General features: G+C 72.0%; 16 protein-coding genes. 3 read left to right on the top strand and 13 right to left on the bottom strand.

Annotated features, from left to right (window positions below; genetic code table 11):
- Window positions 1-168 precede the first annotated feature (168 nt).
- From ACFYOV_RS33385 to ACFYOV_RS33405, 5 genes are all read right to left on the bottom strand, one after another.
- Complete coding sequence (locus ACFYOV_RS33385) at window positions 169-1,887, bottom strand: uroporphyrinogen-III synthase (RefSeq protein WP_389094338.1); 1,719 nt, start codon at window positions 1,885-1,887, stop codon at window positions 169-171.
- A complete protein-coding gene (gene hemC, locus ACFYOV_RS33390; RefSeq protein ID WP_389094340.1) occupies window positions 1,884-2,882 on the bottom strand; it encodes a hydroxymethylbilane synthase in 999 nt (332 codons plus the stop codon). The genes ACFYOV_RS33385 and hemC overlap by 4 nt, the downstream gene beginning before the upstream one ends.
- Window positions 2,879-4,603: a glutamyl-tRNA reductase gene (locus ACFYOV_RS33395; protein ID WP_389094341.1), complete on the bottom strand. Its 1,725-nt coding sequence runs from the start codon at window positions 4,601-4,603 to the stop codon at window positions 2,879-2,881. The genes hemC and ACFYOV_RS33395 overlap by 4 nt, the downstream gene beginning before the upstream one ends.
- Window positions 4,600-5,364 carry a redox-sensing transcriptional repressor Rex gene (locus tag ACFYOV_RS33400; RefSeq protein WP_389094343.1) on the bottom strand — a complete coding sequence of 255 codons (765 nt, stop codon included), beginning with the start codon at window positions 5,362-5,364 and terminating at the stop codon, window positions 4,600-4,602. The genes ACFYOV_RS33395 and ACFYOV_RS33400 overlap by 4 nt, the downstream gene beginning before the upstream one ends.
- Window positions 5,365-5,730: 366 nt before the next feature.
- On the bottom strand, window positions 5,731-6,003 hold the full coding sequence (locus ACFYOV_RS33405; RefSeq protein WP_389094344.1) for a glutaredoxin family protein: 273 nt from the start codon (window positions 6,001-6,003) through the stop codon (window positions 5,731-5,733).
- A gap of 104 nt (window positions 6,004-6,107) precedes the next feature.
- On the opposite strand from ACFYOV_RS33405, the gene ACFYOV_RS33410 reads away from it, so the two are divergent.
- From ACFYOV_RS33410 to ACFYOV_RS33420, 3 genes are all read left to right on the top strand, one after another.
- Window positions 6,108-7,028, top strand: coding sequence for an HAD family hydrolase (locus ACFYOV_RS33410; RefSeq protein WP_389094346.1), 921 nt, complete (start codon window positions 6,108-6,110; stop codon window positions 7,026-7,028).
- 410 nt (window positions 7,029-7,438) lie between these two features.
- The gene (locus ACFYOV_RS33415) at window positions 7,439-8,269 is read left to right on the top strand and encodes an ECF subfamily RNA polymerase sigma factor, BldN family (protein ID WP_389094348.1); all 831 of its coding nucleotides are present in this window, start codon (window positions 7,439-7,441) and stop codon (window positions 8,267-8,269) included.
- Between the two features lie 233 nt (window positions 8,270-8,502).
- Window positions 8,503-9,744, top strand: coding sequence for a DUF5667 domain-containing protein (locus tag ACFYOV_RS33420; RefSeq protein ID WP_389094350.1), 1,242 nt, complete (start codon window positions 8,503-8,505; stop codon window positions 9,742-9,744).
- A gap of 118 nt (window positions 9,745-9,862) precedes the next feature.
- On the opposite strand, the gene ACFYOV_RS33425 is transcribed toward ACFYOV_RS33420, so the two are convergent.
- From ACFYOV_RS33425 to ACFYOV_RS33460, 8 genes are all read right to left on the bottom strand, one after another.
- On the bottom strand, window positions 9,863-10,921 hold the full coding sequence (locus tag ACFYOV_RS33425) for a lysophospholipid acyltransferase family protein (protein ID WP_389094352.1): 1,059 nt from the start codon (window positions 10,919-10,921) through the stop codon (window positions 9,863-9,865).
- A gap of 14 nt (window positions 10,922-10,935) precedes the next feature.
- On the bottom strand, window positions 10,936-11,997 hold the full coding sequence (locus ACFYOV_RS33430) for an NAD-dependent epimerase/dehydratase family protein (protein ID WP_389094353.1): 1,062 nt from the start codon (window positions 11,995-11,997) through the stop codon (window positions 10,936-10,938).
- 292 nt (window positions 11,998-12,289) lie between these two features.
- Window positions 12,290-12,388, bottom strand: coding sequence for a 30S ribosomal protein bS22 (locus ACFYOV_RS33435; RefSeq protein WP_003948845.1), 99 nt, complete (start codon window positions 12,386-12,388; stop codon window positions 12,290-12,292).
- Between the two features lie 164 nt (window positions 12,389-12,552).
- Window positions 12,553-12,765 (bottom strand): helix-turn-helix domain-containing protein, encoded by a 213-nt coding sequence (locus ACFYOV_RS33440; protein ID WP_389094354.1) that lies wholly within the window; start codon window positions 12,763-12,765, stop codon window positions 12,553-12,555.
- A gap of 129 nt (window positions 12,766-12,894) precedes the next feature.
- On the bottom strand, window positions 12,895-13,710 hold the full coding sequence (locus tag ACFYOV_RS33445) for a phosphatase (protein WP_389094355.1): 816 nt from the start codon (window positions 13,708-13,710) through the stop codon (window positions 12,895-12,897).
- 202 nt (window positions 13,711-13,912) lie between these two features.
- Entirely contained in the window at window positions 13,913-15,085 is a 1,173-nt protein-coding gene (locus tag ACFYOV_RS33450) for an acetoin utilization protein AcuC (protein WP_389094357.1), read from the bottom strand.
- Window positions 15,036-16,271: an MFS transporter gene (locus ACFYOV_RS33455; protein WP_389094359.1), complete on the bottom strand. Its 1,236-nt coding sequence runs from the start codon at window positions 16,269-16,271 to the stop codon at window positions 15,036-15,038. The genes ACFYOV_RS33450 and ACFYOV_RS33455 overlap by 50 nt, the downstream gene beginning before the upstream one ends.
- Window positions 16,272-16,351: 80 nt before the next feature.
- A complete protein-coding gene (locus ACFYOV_RS33460) occupies window positions 16,352-16,996 on the bottom strand; it encodes an HAD family hydrolase (protein ID WP_389094360.1) in 645 nt (214 codons plus the stop codon).
- Window positions 16,997-17,109: the final 113 nt, after the last annotated feature.

A 17,109-nucleotide genomic window follows, 5' to 3' on the forward strand; every position in this document is an offset into this window, starting at 1 on the left:
AACACCCCCCCCCCCCCCCCCAACCCCCCCCCCCCCCCCCCGGGCCCCCCCCCCCCGCCCCCCCCCCGGGGGGGGGGGGCGGGGTTTGGGGGGGGGGGGGGGGGGCCCCCCCCCGCCCCCCCCCCCCACCACCACCTCACGCGTACGGCCTCGCCCCGCCGGGCGGCCTCACGTCGTCGACCGCCGCCTGCGCGCCCCCGGCCGCCGCTCGCTCGGCCGGGTGACCGGATCGCCCGCCTCGAGGGCCGCCGCGCGGCGCCGCATGCCGAAGTCGGCCAGGGCCTCCGCCAGCTTGTGCACCGACGGCTCGGGAGCCATGACGTCGACGCGCAGGCCGTGTTCCTCGGCCGTCTTCGCCGTCGCCGGGCCGATACAGGCGATCACCGTCACGTTGTGCGGCTTGCCCGCGATGCCGACCAGGTTCCGCACCGTCGACGACGACGTGAACAGCACCGCGTCGAAGCCGCCGCCCTTGATCGCCTCCCGGGTCTCCGCGGGGGGCGGCGACGCACGCACCGTGCGGTAGGCGGTGACGTCGTCGACCTCCCAGCCCAGCTCGATCAGCCCGGCGACCAGCGTCTCCGTGGCGATGTCGGCGCGCGGCAGGAACACGCGGTCGATCGGGTCGAAGACCGGGTCGTACGGCGGCCAGTCCTCCAGCAGACCGGCGGCCGACTGCTCGCCGCTCGGCACCAGGTCCGGCTTCACACCGAAGGCGATCAGCGCATTGGCCGTCTGCTCGCCCACCGCCGCGACCTTGATACCCGCGAAGGCACGCGCGTCGAGGCCGTATTCCTCGAACTTCTCGCGGACCGCCTTCACCGCGTTGACCGACGTGAACGCGATCCACTCGTAGCGGCCCGTCACCAGGCCCTTGACCGCGCGCTCCATCTGCTGGGGGGTACGCGGGGGTTCGACGGCGATCGTCGGCACCTCGTGCGGGACCGCACCGTAGGACCGCAGCTGGTCGGAGAGCGACGCCGCCTGCTCCTTGGTGCGCGGCACGAGCACCTTCCAGCCGAACAGCGGCTTGGACTCGAACCACGCCAGCCGGTCGCGCTGGGCGGCGGCGGAACGCTCACCGACCACGGCTATCACCGGCCGGCCGCCCTCCGGGGAGGGCAGCACCTTCGCCTGCTTCAGCGTCTGCGCGATGGTGCCCAGCGTCGCCGTCCAGGTGCGCTGCCGGGTCGTCGTACCGGCGACGGTCACCGTCATCGGAGTGTCGGGCTTACGTCCGGCGGACACCAGTTCGCCCGCGGCGGCGGCCACGGAGTCCAGCGTGGTGGAGACGACCACGGTGCCGTCCGACGCCCCGACCTCCGTCCAGCACCGCTCGGACGCCGTGCGGGCGTCCACGAACCGCACGTCCGCGCCCTCGGCGTCCCGCAGCGGCACACCGGCGTACGCGGGCACGCCGACCGCGGTCGCGATGCCGGGGACGACCTCGAAAGGCACCCCGGCCGCGGCGCACGCCAGCATCTCCTCGGCGGCGTACGCGTCCAGCCCCGGATCGCCGGACACCGCACGCACGACCCGCCTGCCGCCCCGCGCGGCCTCCATGACAAGATGTGCCGCATCCCTCACCGCGGGGACAGCGGCGGCTGTTGACGCTCCGTCAACGACCGTCAGCTGGGGCGCGCCCGTGCCCGGAGCGGCCGACGCGGAGGAACCCGGCGCGTCCGTGTCCGTGTGCACCTCGGCGACGCCCTGCCTGGCGTGCCGGCGTACGACGTCGAGCACCTCGTGCTCGGCGACGAGGACGTCCGCGTTCGCCAGCGCCTCGACGGCGCGCAGGGTCAGCAGTCCCGGATCCCCGGGTCCGGCACCGAGGAAGGTGACGTGCCCGTGTTCCAGACCGGCGGCGGGAAGGGTGGTGGGGCTCACTGTGCTCGCTCCCCCATCAGACCGGCCGCGCCCTGGGCGAGCATCTCGGTGGCGAGTTCGCGACCGAGTGCCGTCGCCGCCTCGTGCGTCTCGGGCACGGGACCGGTGGTGGACAGCTGCACCAGCGTGGAACCGTCGGTCGTGCCGACGACGCCCCGCAGGCGCATTTCCTTGACAATCTGCGCGCCGGCCTGGGGCTCTCCCCAGGCACGAGCGAAGTCGAGATCGGGAGGAAGGTCGGCCAGCGCGCCCACCGGGGCGCTGCAACCGGCCTCCAGGGCGGCGAGCAGGGAACGCTCGGCCGTCACGGCGACCCGCGTGAAGGGGTCGTCGAGCGCCGCCAGCGCGGCGATCAGGTCCGCGTTGCCCGCGGCGCACTCGATCGCCAGGGCCCCCTGGCCGGGAGCGGGCAGCACCGTGTCGACCGACAGGAAGTCGGTCACCTCGTCGCTGCGGCCGATCCGGTTGAGTCCTGCGGCGGCCAGCACCACGGCGTCCAGCTCACCGGCGCGGACGTATCCGATCCGGGTGTCGACGTTCCCGCGGATGGGCACCGTCTCGATGTCCAGGCCGTGGGCGCGGGCGTACGCGTTCAGCTGCGCCATGCGGCGCGGCGAACCGGTGCCTATCCGGGCGCCGCGCGGCAGGTCCGTGAACTTCAGCGCGTCCCGCGCGACGATCACGTCCCGCGGGTCCTCGCGCTCCGGCACGGCGGCGAGCACCAGTTCCTCGGGCTGCGCGGTCGGCAGGTCCTTCAGCGAGTGCACCGCGAAGTCGACCTCGCCGCGGATCAGCGCCTCCCGCAGCGCGGCCACGAAGACCCCGGTGCCGCCGATCTGCGCGAGGTGCTCGCGCGAGACGTCGCCGTACGTGGTGATCTCGACGAGCTCGACGGGCCGCCCGGTCACCTGGCTCACGGCGTCCGCCACCTGCCCGGACTGGGCCATGGCGAGCTTGCTGCGCCGCGTCCCAAGCCTCAGTGCCTTGTCACTCATGCCGGCCCTCGGTTCTCTGGGTTCTTCTCGGTGCTGTCCCCGGCCCGGGAGACGGAGGCCACCGTCTCGGGGTCGAGGTCGAACAGGGTGCGCAGCGCGTCCGCGTACCCGGCGCCGCCGGGCTCGGCCGCGAGCTGCTTGACCCGTACGGTCGGCGCGTGCAGCAGTTTGTCGACCACCCGCCGCACGGTCTGCGTGATCTCCGCGCGGTGCTTGTCGTCCAGGCCGGGCAGCCGTCCCTCGAGGCGCGCCATCTCACCGGCCACGACATCGGCGGCCATGGTGCGCAGAGCGACCACGGTCGGCGTGATGTGCGCGGCCCGCTGCGCCGCGCCGAAGGCCGCCACCTCGTCGGAGACGATACGCCGGACCTGGTCCACGTCGGCAGCCATCGGGGCGTCCGCGGAGGCCTCGGCGAGCGACTCGATGTCCACGAGGCGCACCCCGGCGAGGCGGTGCACGGCCGCGTCGATGTCGCGCGGCATCGCGAGGTCGAGCAGGAACAGGACCGGCTCGGGGCGCGGCGGCTCGGCCACCGGCTCGGGGCGGCGCCGCTCGGGGATCCGGCCGACGCTCGCCGCGGTCGCGGCCAGCGCGCCGATCAGCTCGGCATCGGCCTCCAGACCGCGCCGACCCGCCTCGCGGCGGTCGACGGTGCCCCCGGCGACCCATGCGGCGTGCTGCTCCAGCGTGGCCGCGTCCAGACCGGCCACGGCGGCCTCGCCCATCACGGAGAAGCCGGGCTGCACGGCCGACAGGTCCAGCGGGCAGCCCTCGTCCGTGCCGACGGACGTGGGCGGCAGGGGCGCCTCCCGCACGTCCTCGGCCGGGACGCGCTCGGCGGCCGGACGGCCGGTGCGGCCCTCGACCCCGGCGGCGACGACGTCGGCACCGAGCACCAGCCCGGTCGCGCCGGTGCAGGAGACGACGACGTCGGCACGTGTCAGCTCGAACGGCACCGATCCCATGGGCACCGCGCGGGCCAGCACGGCCGTGTCGTCGCCCTCGGTGAGGCGCTGTCCGTACTGCTCGTCGAGCAGGGCGGCGAGCCGCTCGGCGCGCTCGGGGGTGCGGTTGGCGACGACGATCTCGGCGACCCCGGCCCGCGCGAGCGTGGCCGCGGCCAGCGAGGACATCGAACCGGCGCCGATGACCAGCGCCTTCTTCCTGCGGGACCAGGTCCCGACCGGCGTGCCGAGGGCGAGCTGCTCCAGGCCGAAGGTGACGAGGGACTGCCCGGCCCGGTCGATCCCGGTCTCGGAATGGGCACGCTTGCCGACCCGGAGCGCCTGCTGGAACAGGTCGTTCAGCAGCCGTCCGGCGGTGTGCAGCTCCTGCGCCCGCGCGAGGGAGTCCTTTATCTGGCCGAGGATCTGCCCCTCGCCGACGACCATCGAGTCCAGCCCGCACGCCACCGAGAACAGATGGTGGACGGCCCGGTCCTCGTAGTGCACATAGAGATAGGGAGTGAGCTCCTCGAGGCCGACCGCGCTGTGCTGGGCGAGCAGCGTGGACAGCTCGGCGACACCGGCGTGGAACTTGTCCACGTCGGCGTACAGCTCGATGCGGTTGCAGGTGGCGAGCACCGCGGCCTCGGTGGCCGGCTCGGCGGCGACCGTGTCCTGGAGCAGCTTCGTCTGCGTGTCCGCGCCGAGCGAGGCCCGCTCCAGCACGCTGACCGGGGCGCTGCGGTGGCTCAGTCCGACGACGAGGAGGCTCATGCCGGCATCACGGCGGGCACGTCCCCGTCGGGTCCCTGGTCGGCGGGGCTCTCCTCGCGGGGGGCGGCCGGGACGGCGGCGGCCTCGGCCGCGGCCTCCTCGCCGGCCTTGCGCTGCTCGTGGAAGGCGAGGATCTGGAGTTCGATGGAGAGGTCGACCTTGCGCACGTCGACGCCGTCCGGGACGGACAGCACGGTCGGCGCGAAGTTCAGGATGGAGGTGACCCCGGCGGCCACGAGCCGGTCGCAGACCTGCTGGGCGGCACCGGCGGGGGTGGCGATCACGCCGATCGAGACGCCGTTGTCGTCGATGATCTTCTCGAGCTCGTCGGTGTGCTGCACCGGGATGCCCGCGACGGGCCTGCCGGTGAGCGCCGGGTCGGCGTCGATCAGCGCGGCGACGCGGAAGCCGCGCGAGGCGAACCCGCCGTAGTTGGCGAGCGCGGCGCCGAGGTTGCCGATACCGACGATGACAACCGGCCAGTCCTGGGTCAGGCCGAGTTCACGGGAGATCTGGTACACGAGATACTCGACGTCGTAGCCCACGCCACGCGTCCCGTAGGAGCCCAGGTACGAGAAGTCCTTGCGCAGCTTCGCGGAGTTGACCCCGGCCGCGGCCGCCAGCTCCTCGGAGGAGACGGTCGGCACCGAGCGCTCCGAGAGCGCGGTGAGGGCGCGGAGGTACAGCGGAAGCCTGGCGACGGTGGCCTCGGGAATCCCTCGGCTACGGGTCGCCGGTCGGTGAGTTCGGCCAGTTGCCACGGTGCTCCTGCGGGTAGCGCGGGGCTGCGGGCGGCCATACGTCCCCGGACCGCCCCGTCGAATGCAGGCTATGTCTTTGTGAACGCGTGCACAAAGATTGTGTCCGATTTGCCCGGGCAACGTGACCGGGGTCACGCGCCCCCGGGACCCATGCGGGGAACCGGCGCGCGAGCACCGTCGTTCCTTTTCTTCTGGGGGCAAAACCGCACACTCTCCTCTGTCAACCCCGCCCCCGAGACCGAACCACCATCGATCCTAAGCGACTTTTCGCCACTTTGGACTGGTTGGTCAGTCAGTTGATCAGTGGCTCGGACCACTCGGCGGGGGCGGCACCGGAGTCCGCCGGGAGGTCGCCGGGGCCGCGTTTCAGGCGTCCGTCAGGGCTTTGCGCAGGCGGTCCTCGTCCACCCGCCAGAAGGTGTGCTGGCGACCGTCCACGAGGACGACCGGAATCTGCTCCCAGTACTGCTCGTGCAGCTCCGGGTCCTGGGTGATGTCCTTCTGTTCCCAGCGCACACCGAGAGCACCGCACACCTTCTCCACCACCACCTGCGCGTCGTCGCACAGATGACAGCCGGGCTTGCGGATGAGGGTGACGACACGGTCCTGCGGGGGCCTGCGGCGGAAGAGGGCGCTCATACGGCCATTCTCGCGCGCGTGCTTAACGACACGGACGCGGTAAGTTCACAGGCTTCGAACCTCTCGGCTCCGGAACCACCGGACGGACTGGCTATGCTCACGCCATGGCCGCTCTCGGATGGCTCACTCCCCGTAGGCGCTCCGCCACGGCGCGGAGCGTGTTGGCAGGCGAGGCCTCGGCGGAGGCAGCCCGCAAATCGACCCAGGAGGTCTCCGGAGGGGAACCCGAGTTCCCCGTCCACGGCGACGACCGGGCCGCAGCCTTCTTCGACCTGGACAACACCGTGATGCAGGGGGCCGCCCTGTTCCACTTCGGGCGGGGCCTGTACAAGCGGAAGTTCTTCGAGACCCGCGACCTGTGGCGGTTCGCCTGGCAGCAGGCATGGTTCCGGCTGGCGGGCGTCGAGGACCCCGAGCACATGCAGGAGGCGCGGGACTCCGCGCTGTCGATCGTGCAGGGCCACCGCGTCTCCGAGCTGAAGTCCATCGGCGAGGAGATTTACGACGAGTACATGGCGGAGCGGATCTGGCCGGGGACGCGTGCCCTGGCCCAGGCACACCTCGACGCCGGCCAGAAGGTGTGGCTGGTCACGGCCGCCCCGGTGGAGATCGCTCAGGTGATCGCCCGACGGCTGGGCCTGACCGGCGCGCTGGGCACGGTCGCCGAGTCGGTCGACGGCGTCTACACCGGCCGGCTGGTGGGAGAGCCGCTGCACGGGCCGGCCAAGGCCGAGGCGGTCCGCGCGCTGGCGGCGGCGGAGGGGCTCGACCTGTCCCGCTGTGCGGCCTACAGCGACTCCCACAACGACATCCCGATGCTGTCGCTGGTGGGGCACCCGTACGCGATCAACCCGGACTCCAAGCTCCGCAAGCACGCCCGCGACATGGACTGGCGGCTGCGCGACTACCGCACGGGCCGCAAGGCGGCGAAGGTCGGCATCCCCGCGGCGGCGGGGGTCGGCGCGGTGGCGGGCGGCACGGCCGCAGCCATCGCCATGCACCGCAAGCGCGTCCTGAGCCGCTGACCCCGCGGCCACCGGGCGGCACCGGCGGGGTCCGGCGTGTTGACGCGCCGCCCGCCGCGGGCGGGGCCGCCCCGGACCGTCCTCTTTCCGCCATGCGCGACCGCGCGCAACCAATCCAACTGCCGTACCCCGCAACCGCCCTGTCCAGTCCTGTTGGCTGAACACGGCCACAACACGCCCTCACCGGGACCGAATGCGAACCATTTCGGTCAACAATCGTTCATGTTGCGGCACCTGATCGGGCGCCAACCGGTTACGGAAGCGACGTAATCGTAGATTTGAGCAACTGGGTGTAGCAGCGCCTACACGAAGCGTTATTCTCCTCAGACGCAAACCGGTACCCCTCCGTCGCTACGACGGGTGAACGGTCCCGCACTGCACGTGATGGAAGCTCTGCCTCTGGGAGTCCCGTGTACCCACACGTCGGGGTTGACGCCTCGGGCCTGGCTACGCTGCGCGCGACGGTCGCGACAGTCCGAGACAAGTTGCGCGGCTTCGTCCCCACCGCGTACGCCGTCCCCGCCTTCGCCACCGCGCCCGTCGGCCCGTGCTACGCCCTCGCCGACGGCCTCGAGCAGGTGCCGGCGCGCAGCGCCGTCGCCGACGGGCGGCGGTCGGGCGACGGGCGGACGGCCGGCAGGCGCGGCCGCCCGTCCGGCGCGGCCACCGCGCGCCGTCCCGCCGCGGACAGCGACAGCGCCCGGATGATGGACCTCGTGGAGCGCGCCCAGGCCGGCGAGGCCGAGGCCTTCGGACGGCTCTACGACCAGTACAGCGACACCGTGTACCGGTACATCTACTACCGCGTGGGGGGCAAGGCGACCGCCGAGGACCTCACCAGCGAGACCTTTCTGCGGGCGCTGCGGCGCATCGGCACCTTCACCTGGCAGGGGCGCGACTTCGGCGCCTGGCTGGTCACCATCGCCCGCAACCTGGTCGCCGACCACTTCAAGTCCAGCCGGTTCCGTCTCGAGATCACCACCGGGGAGATGCTCGATGCCAACGAGGTAGCACGCTCGCCCGAGGACTCCGTTCTCGAATCGCTGTCCAATGCCGCCCTCCTCGATGCCGTACGACGACTCAACCCCCAGCAGCAGGAGTGCGTCACGCTCCGGTTTCTCCAGGGGTTGTCGGTGGCCGAGACCGCACGGGTGATGGGCAAGAACGAGGGTGCCATCAAGACCCTCCAGTACCGGGCCGTACGCACCCTGGCCCGACTCCTCCCCGAAGACGCCCGCTGAGCAACAACGCTCAGCGACGCTCAACTCACGCTGCGTGAGGCTTCGTTGACTTGCCGAACCGGTCATTCGCCGTCCGTAACCCAAGTGCCGCGCCGCTCGTTGTGCGGGATGCAGGCTCCCTGTGGTCACCCTCTGGCCGACTCCGATCACCCGATCGTGTGTACGCGGTCAGGGTGGGGAACCCTCAGGACCCCCTGGGGAGTCGACCGTCATGACGAGAGGAGGTGCCGCCAGTGATCGCGAACGTATCGGCGCACCGGCGGGCGAACGCCTTCGCCCAGGCCCTGGAGGATCAGTCCGATCGGGGCACGGCGGCCGAGCAGACCGAAGGACCGGCCCCGGCTGCCGCGGCAAGACCCGAGCAGGCGCGCATTCTGGGTCTTGCCACCGGGCTCGGCGCGCTACCGAAGCCGGAGCTCGATCCCGAGGTGAAGGTCGTCCAGCGGGCCCAGTTGGTGGCCGCGTTCGAGGCCATGCTCCAGGAGGGCACCGCGGCGGGCGAGGCGACGGACCCATCCGTGCCGGAACAGCGCTCACACCGGGCCAGGGGCGCCCACCGAGCGACTCCGCTGGGCAAACTGCGACCGCGCTCACGCCTGGCCAAGGGCCTCACCGCGGGCGGCATCACCGTCGGCGTGGCCGCCGGTGCCCTGGGCGGAGTCGCCGCCGCCAGTTCCGACGCCCTGCCCGGCGACTCGCTGTACGGCCTCAAGCGCGGCATAGAGGACGTCAAACTCGGCCTCGCCGACGGCAACGACGAGCGCGGCCGGGTCCACCTCGACCACGCCTCGACCCGGCTGAGCGAAGCCCGCCGGCTGATGGAGCGCGGGCGCGGCGGCCACCTCGACCACGAATCCCTCGGCGAGATCCGCCGCACCCTGTCCGGCATGCGGCACGATGCGTCCGAGGGCCACCGGCTGCTGCGCGAGGCGTACCAGCGCAACCCCGGCTCCCTGGGCCCCATGCAGGCGCTCTCCTCCTTCTCCGCGTCGCACCGGGACACCTGGGGCGCCCTGCGCGACCGGCTGCCGGTGCAGCTCGGGGACGTCAGCGAGCAGGTCACGTCGGTGTTCGACGCCATAGACCAGGACGTCGCCCCGCTGAAGTCGCTGCTGCCGCAGCGCCCGGCGGGTGACGACGACGGCAGCGGGCAGCCGAGCGGCTCCGGGCCGACGCCCGGCGACCCGTCGGCCACGGGCAGCTCCGAGCCGTCCGGCGCCGGCAGCGGCACCTCCGGCGAGAGCGGCCCCAGCAGCGACGGACCCAGCCGGTCCGCCGACACGGGCAGCGAGGAGGACGGTCTGCTCGGCGGAAACACCGGCGGGCTGCTCGATCCGCCGGAGGAGAGCGGCGACAGCACCACCTCGGCACCCTCCACGGACGCCACCGCACCCGCCCAGCCCGACGTCACCCTCCCGCCGCTCCTGCCCGGCCTGCTGCCGGGCCTCGGCATCGATGCCGAGGACGCCCCGTAGCGGACACGCGGTGGAGGACGCGCAGGAGCCGTCACGCAGGAGCGCCCCCGATTGCTTCGGGGGCGCTCCCGTCCGAAGGCGCCCCCGTCGCCGTGTGCGGCACGACCTCCGACGGGCGCTAGAAGAACACCGACCGGCGCTGCACCAGCAGCTTGTACAGCGTGTGCTGGATCTGCTCCCTGACCTGGTCGGTCAGGTTGAACATGAGCATCGGGTCCTCGGCCGCCTCCGGCGGATAGCCGTCCGTGGGGATCGGCTCGCCGAACTGGATGGTCCACTTCGTCGGCAGCGGGATCGCGCCCAGCGGACCCAGCCACGGAAAGGTCGGCGTCAGGGGGAAGTACGGGAAGCCCAGCAGCCGGGCGAGTGTCTTGGCGTTGCCGATCATCGGGTAGATCTCCTCCGCCCCGACGATCGAGCAGGGCACGATCGGCGTCCGCGCCCGCAGGGCGGTGGACACGAAGCCGCCCCGGCCGAAGCGCTGGAGCTTGTAGCGGTCCGCGAAGGGCTTGCCGAGGCCCTTGAAGCCCTCCGGCATCACCCCGACCACTTCCCCCTGCTCCAGCAGCCGTGCCGCGTCCTCGGCGCACGCCAGGGTGTGGCCGAGCTTGCGGGCGAGTTCGTTCACCACCGGCAGCACGAACACCAGGTCCGCCGCGAGCAGCCGCAGATGGCGTCCGGCAGGGTGGTGGTCGTGGACGGCGACCTGCATCATGAGCCCGTCCATCGGCAGCGTCCCGGAGTGGTTGGCGACGATCAGCGCGCCACCCTCGGACGGGATGTTCTCGATGCCCTTCACCTCGACCCGGAAGTACCTGTCGTACACCGGGCGCAGCAGGGACATCAGGACCTGGTCGGTGAGCTCCTCGTCGTAGCCGAAGTCGTCGACCTCGTAGTCCCCGGTGAGGCGGCGGCGCAGGAAGGCCAGCCCGCTCGCGATCCGCCGCTCCAGGCCACCGGTGTCGTCGCCGGGCGGCTCCTGGGGCTGCTGTGCGTCACGGGTCACGGGTCCATCCTCCTGCGCGGGCGCCCGGCCGGGCAGGGGCTGCACCTCACCCACCGACGCGGGCTGAGTGCCCGGGCGCCTGCTCCCGGCGCCCCGGCGTCGCGTCGGGCGCTGCGCGGCGCTCCCGCGGGACCGGTCGTCGTCGAACGGAATGACCTTGGCGTCCGCCATCGTTGCTGCGCTCCTCAGTTGGCGCTCTGCGTCGGGTGGTGGCCGCCGCCGGCGAGCGGCAGCGCGGCGATCCGGTCGACGGCCCCCGCGAGGGCCTCCGGCGGAAGCAGCCCCGGGCCACGGCTGCGGGCGAAGTCCGCAAACGTTTCCCCGGTCGTGTACTTCGGCGTGAAGCCCAGCGTCTCGCGCATCTGGTCCGTCGCCACGACCCGGCCGTGGGTGAGCAGCCGGATCTGCTCGGGCGAGAAGTCCGTCATACCCAGCGTACGCACCAGGGAGCCCGCCCAGGTGACCGCGGGAAGCAGCAGCGGCACGGTGGGCCGGCCCAGTCTCCTCGAGCACTGGGACAGCAACAGCACGCCGTCTCCGGCGATGTTGAAGGTGCCGCTGTTGAGGGTGCCGCGCCGCGGTTCGTGCGAGCCGATCCGCAGCACCTCGATGACGTCGTCCTCGTGCACGAACTGGAGCCGCGGGTCGTAGCCGAACACGGTCGGCAGCACCGGCAGCGAGAAGTACGAGGCGAGCGGGCTGTCCGCGGTCGGGCCCAGGATGTTGGCGAACCTGAGCACGCACACGGCGACGTCCGGCCGGCGGCGCGCGAAGCCGCGCACATAACCCTCGACCTCGACGGTGTCCTTCGCGAAGCCGCCGCTGGGCAGCGACTTGGGCGGGGTCGTCTCGGTGAACACGGCCGGGTCGCGGGGCGCGGAGCCGTAGACGTTCGTACTGGACTTCACCACCAGCCGTTTGACCTTCGGTGACTTCTGGCAGGCACCGAGCAGCTGCATGGTGCCGATGACGTTGGTCTCCTTCAGCACGATCCGGCCACCGCTGGCCAGCGGAGTGCCGGTGACGTCGAGGTGGACGACCGTGTCGGCGCCCGTCTCGGCGAGCACCCGCGCGATGGTGGGCTGGCGAATGTCGGCCTGGACGAAGTCCGCGCCGCCCAGATGGTGCTCGGGCGGGACCGCGTCGACGCCCACGACCCGCTCCACGTCGGGGTCACGCTGGATCCGCCGGACGAAACGGCCCCCCAGCTGACGGGCCACTCCGGTCACGAGCACGACCTTTCCCAAGATCAGCGCCTTCCTTCCCGCCTCGTCCTCACCGAGCGTTCACCTGGGGGCCGTGGGGCCCTCCCCGGCGCGCCCTCCCTGACGCGTACCCTGCCGGGTTCCCCGTGTGACGGCCAACTTAGCGGCTCGCCGTCGCTCTGTGATGTCCACCGGATGCGTGACGTGACGACGGCCCCGTGGAAGCGCACACTCCGAGCCAACCGGCCGCACGGGCCGACCGGGCCCCGACACAGCAGTGGCCCCCCACCGTCAGTGCGGTGGGGGGCCACGGGACACGCTCTCGCGCCGTCGCCTACTTCTTGTTGCGACGCTGAACGCGCGTGCGCTTGAGCAGCTTGCGGTGCTTCTTCTTGGCCATCCGCTTGCGCCGCTTCTTGATAACAGAGCCCACGACTACCCTCGCTCACTTCTCATCACTCGGTGTTTGGGCGCCATGGGCCCACACGACCTACGAGGGGCTAGCCTACCCGCCCCAGCGCTGAGGTCGTAATCGAGGTGACCGGAGAGCCCCACCGGTGCCCTGAGAGGGCCCGGACGAGCCTCCCCGGTTCGCCGTCAGACGGTGTCCACCCCCACATAGCTCTCGCGGAGGTACTCGTGAACCGCTTGCTCGGGGACGCGGAAGGACCGCCCCACCCGGATCGCGGGCAGATGACCACTGTGCACCAGCCGGTACACGGTCATCTTCGACACTCGCATCACCGAGGCGACCTCCGCCACGGTAAGGAACTGAACCTCGTTCAGAGGCCTTTCGCCAGCTGCAGCCATGACACACCTGAACCTTCCGCACTCGACGGCCACCGGCTTCCCCTTCCGGTGACTCTTCGTCGCTGCGTGCTCACTCCCCAATGTAGGGGCGGGTGATGCGAGTGGGGAAGAGGTGCACCCATCGGCGGCCTACTGTGACAGACACGCTCGATTGAGTACGTAGCGGGTCAACGGCAGGTAGTAATCGGCCCGCACGCCGTCATCAAGTGGAACGACGACGGACACGCGCCCCTCCGCCTCCCCGACGAACGGGGCGGGATCGTTCACATCGGCCAGGGCGACGGCCTCGAACCCCAGCTGACCTGCTCCGCAGACCCAGCCGTGGTCTCCGATCACCAACTCGGGAAGCGGTCCGCCGGCGTCGGCGGCCGCGGCGAGCGCGGTCCGAACCGGGAGGGGGGAGTGCGTGTGTGCGCCGGTCTCACAACCGGGGCGTTCGGGGTCGGCACCCCGGACGAGCGCGACGCCCCGTACGTAGGCGAGGTTGTACGTGCGTAGACCGAACCGGGTCGTTATGTCGACACAGCGACCCTGCGCCGGTGTGAGGACAGCACATCCCGCCGCCGACAGGGCGTCTGCCAGTACGGCGTAGAAGTCGAGCAGCCGATGGGGGTGCCCGGTGCCGATCAGCACGGGCGCACCCCGCCGGGCCACGTCCGCGAGCCTTTCCGCATAGGCGTCCAGGGCGGCCAGCGTCCGCTCCGGGTCGATCACATCATGGCCGGAGGTGTGCCCAGGATCGGCCGAAACACCACACCTGTTCGCCATCAACTCGATCAGTTCCCGCTGCCCCCACGACGATGCGGGGTCGAGCCCGATCAGTGCGCGCGGATCCCGGGCGGCGAACAGCCGATAACTGCGCAGGCTCTCCTCCCGCGTGGTCCGCACCGCCCCGGCCAGCCCGGCGGCCAGCAGATGCCCCCGCAGCTCCTCGACGTCCACCACGCGACCGATCCTCCGGGATACCCGCCCGGCATACCCGGGGATCGCGCGAGCACCGCCCGGTCGGCGTAACGGGCGGCACGGCCACCGGTGGGCGATGCCCCGACCGCGGTGCGGCCGGCGCCCGTCGCGGGGATCACGCCGCGGACGCGGGGCGGTGACGAGGCGCCGTCGCCTCCCCGCGTCCCGATACGAACGGCAGGCCCTAGGTCAGGAGCCCCCGCAGGGGGAACACCGCCCGGCGGGTCGCCAGGACGGCCTGGTCCAGGCGGTCCGCCGGGTCGTACCCGTCCTCCCAGGAGGCCCAGGACAGGGGCCAGCGGCCGTCGGTCATCCTGATCGGGGCCAGTTGGCGGGTGCGGGCGTAGACCTCCTGGCGCCAGCCCTCGGGGATCACCGTCGCCGGATCCACCGGACGCCCCGCCGCGATACCCACCAGGTGGGTCCAGGACCGCGGAACGACCTCCACGACCGCGTATCCGCCCCCGCCCAACGCCACCCACCGCCCGTTGGCATGCTCGTGCGCGAGCTCGTGGCAGGCCACCTGGACCGCCCGCTGCGCGTCCAGCGACACCGCCAGGTGCGCCAGCGGATCCTCGAAGTGGGTGTCGGCCCCGTGCTGCGTCACCAGTACCTGCGGCCGGAACTCGGCGAGCAGTTCGGGCACCACGGCGTGGAACGCCCGCAGCCACCCGGCGTCCCCGGTCCCGGCCGGCAGGGCCACGTTGACCGCGCCGCCCTGCGCACCGTCCGCGCCCGTCTCCTCCGGCCACCCGGTCTGCGGGAACAGCGTCCGCGGGTGTTCGTGCAGCGAGATCGTCAGCACACGCGGGTCCTCCCAGAACGCCGCCTGCACTCCGTCCCCGTGGTGCACGTCCACGTCGACGTACGCGACCCGCTCGGCCCCGAGCTCCAGCAGCCGCGCGATCGCCAGCGAGGCGTCGTTGTAGACGCAGAACCCCGACGCCGCCCCCGGCATGGCGTGGTGCAGCCCACCCGCGAAGTTCACCGCGTGCCGGGCATCCCCGCGCCACACGGCTTCCGCCGCCCCCACCGACTGCCCCGCGATCAGCGCCGACACCTCGTGCATCCCGGCGAACGCCGGATCGTCCACCGTCCCCAGCCCGTAGGCAGGATCGGCCGACGCCGGGTCCGCCGAAGCGGCCTTCACCGCGGCGATGTAGTCCTCGCGGTGCACGAGCCGCAGCGTCGACTCCCCGGCCGCCTTGGCGGCGACGACGTCCACCTCGCGGTCGAGCCCGAGGGCGTCGACCAGACTCCGGGTCAGCGCGAGTCGTACCGGGTCCATCGGATGGTCCCGGCCGAAGTCATAGCCCGTTACTGCCTCGTCCCACATCAGCTGTGTGCGGCCGCTCATGCCCGCCACCGTATCGGCTCGGTTGAGGCTCGAACGACCGGGCGTACACCAGTGTCACCAGCACCAACACCATCGGCACGAGCATCGCCCCCCGATAGCTCCAGGCCTCGCCGAGGGCCCCCACCAACGGCGAACCGATCAGAAACCCCACGTAATTGAAGACATTGAGGCGCGCCACGGCCGCGTCCGAAGCCCCCGGGAACATCCTTCCCGCCGCCGCGAACGTCTGCGGCACCAGCACGCACAGTCCCAGCCCGAGCAGCGTGAACCCCAGCATCCCCACCCGGGCCCCGGGCGCCCCGGCCACGACGGCGAACCCCAGAGCCGCCACCAGTGCCCCGCCCCGCACCACGGCCACCGTCCCGAACCGCCGCACCCCGAAGTCCCCGAGCGCCCGCCCCACCAGCGTGGTCACCATGTACACGTTGTACGGCACCGTCGCCATCTGCTCCGAACTGCCCAGCACGTCCTGGAGGTACTTCGCGCTCCAGTTGGAAACCGTCGAGTCCCCGATGTACGCGACCGTCATCACCAGACACAGCGGCAGCAGCCACTTGAAGACGACGATCCCGCCCTCACCCGCGGCCCCCGCCCCCGCTTCCGTGTCCGCTTCCGTGTCCGCCCGGTCGCCCGCGTCGGCATACCACCGGCTCCCTACCAGCACCGCCGGCAGCAGCACCCCCACCACCGGCAGATACGACACCCACAGCGCGAACCCCCAGTGCGCGCCCGCCCACGCCAGCGAGGCACCGACGATTCCGCCCAGGCTGTAGGCGGCATGGAACCCGAGCATGATGCTGCGTCCGTACGCCCGCTGCAGGCTCACCCCGAGCATGTTCATCGCGGCGTCCAGCGCCCCCACCGCCAGTCCGAACGCGGCGAGCGCCCCACCCAGCGCGGCCATGCTCTCCCCCGCCCCGACCCCCAGCAGCGCCAGCAGCACGACCGGCTGGGGCCACCGCAGCACCCGGCTCGGCGGCACCCGCTTCACCAGCCGCTCGGTCGTCACGCTGCCGATGCCGGCCAGGACGGGCACCGCGGCCAGGAAGACGGGCAGCAGCCCGTCCGACACCCCGTAACGGTCCTGGATGGCCGGAATCCGCGTCACGAGCAGAGCGAAGGCGACCCCCTGCACGAGGAAGGCGAACGCCAGCGAGACCCTGCCGCGCCGCAGCACATCAGTCATGGCGGCGAGCGTAGGGCCCCGGCATACCCGTGGGTAGATCCGGCCAAAGATGAATTCCCCTCACCTTCGGGCCGGTCCGTTCACACCAGCAGCGCTGGCAACTCCCTCATGTCACCGAAGAGTCCGGTCGCACCGACAAGCCTCTCGCCCGGTGTCATCGCGGTGAACCCGTACACGTCCATCCCCGCCGCGACCGCCGCCTGCACGCCCAGCGGGCTGTCCTCCACCACCGCACAGCGCTCCGGCGCCACTCCCATCCGCCGGGCCGCGTACAGGAAGAGGTCCGGCTCCGGCTTCCCCCGCCCCACATCCTGTGAGCTGAAGATCCGCGCGTCGTCGAACCACTGCTCCAGTCCGGCCGCGCGATGCCCCACCCGAATCCGCTCGTGACTGCCCGAGGAGGCCACGCAGTACGGCACCTCGTCGGCGGCCAGCTTCTCCAGGACGTCCACGGCCCCGGGCACCGGCGTCAACTCCCGCTCGAACGCGGCGAACACGCGCGTGTGGAAGACGTCGTCGAAGTCCGCCGGCAGCTTCCGCCCCGTCCGTGCCTCCACCATCTCGTGCACACGGTGCATGGCGGACCCCATGTAGTCACGGATCGAGTCCTCGTAGGACGTCGGGTGCCCCAGTTCCGTGAGGTAGGCGGCGAGATGCCGGTTGGAGAGGGGCTCGCTGTCCACGAGCACACCGTCGTTGTCGAAGATGATCAGGTCATAACGCATACCCCCGACCCTAAACGTAGAAAACCCCGCACCATATGGTGCGGGGTTTCCCGTAATAATCGTTCGGCGGCGTCCTACTCTCCCACAGGGTCCCCCCTGCAGTACCATCGGCG

The organism is Streptomyces sp. NPDC005931 (genome assembly GCF_042871235.1).
In the GTDB taxonomy this organism is placed as follows: Bacteria; Actinomycetota; Actinomycetes; order Streptomycetales; family Streptomycetaceae; genus Streptomyces.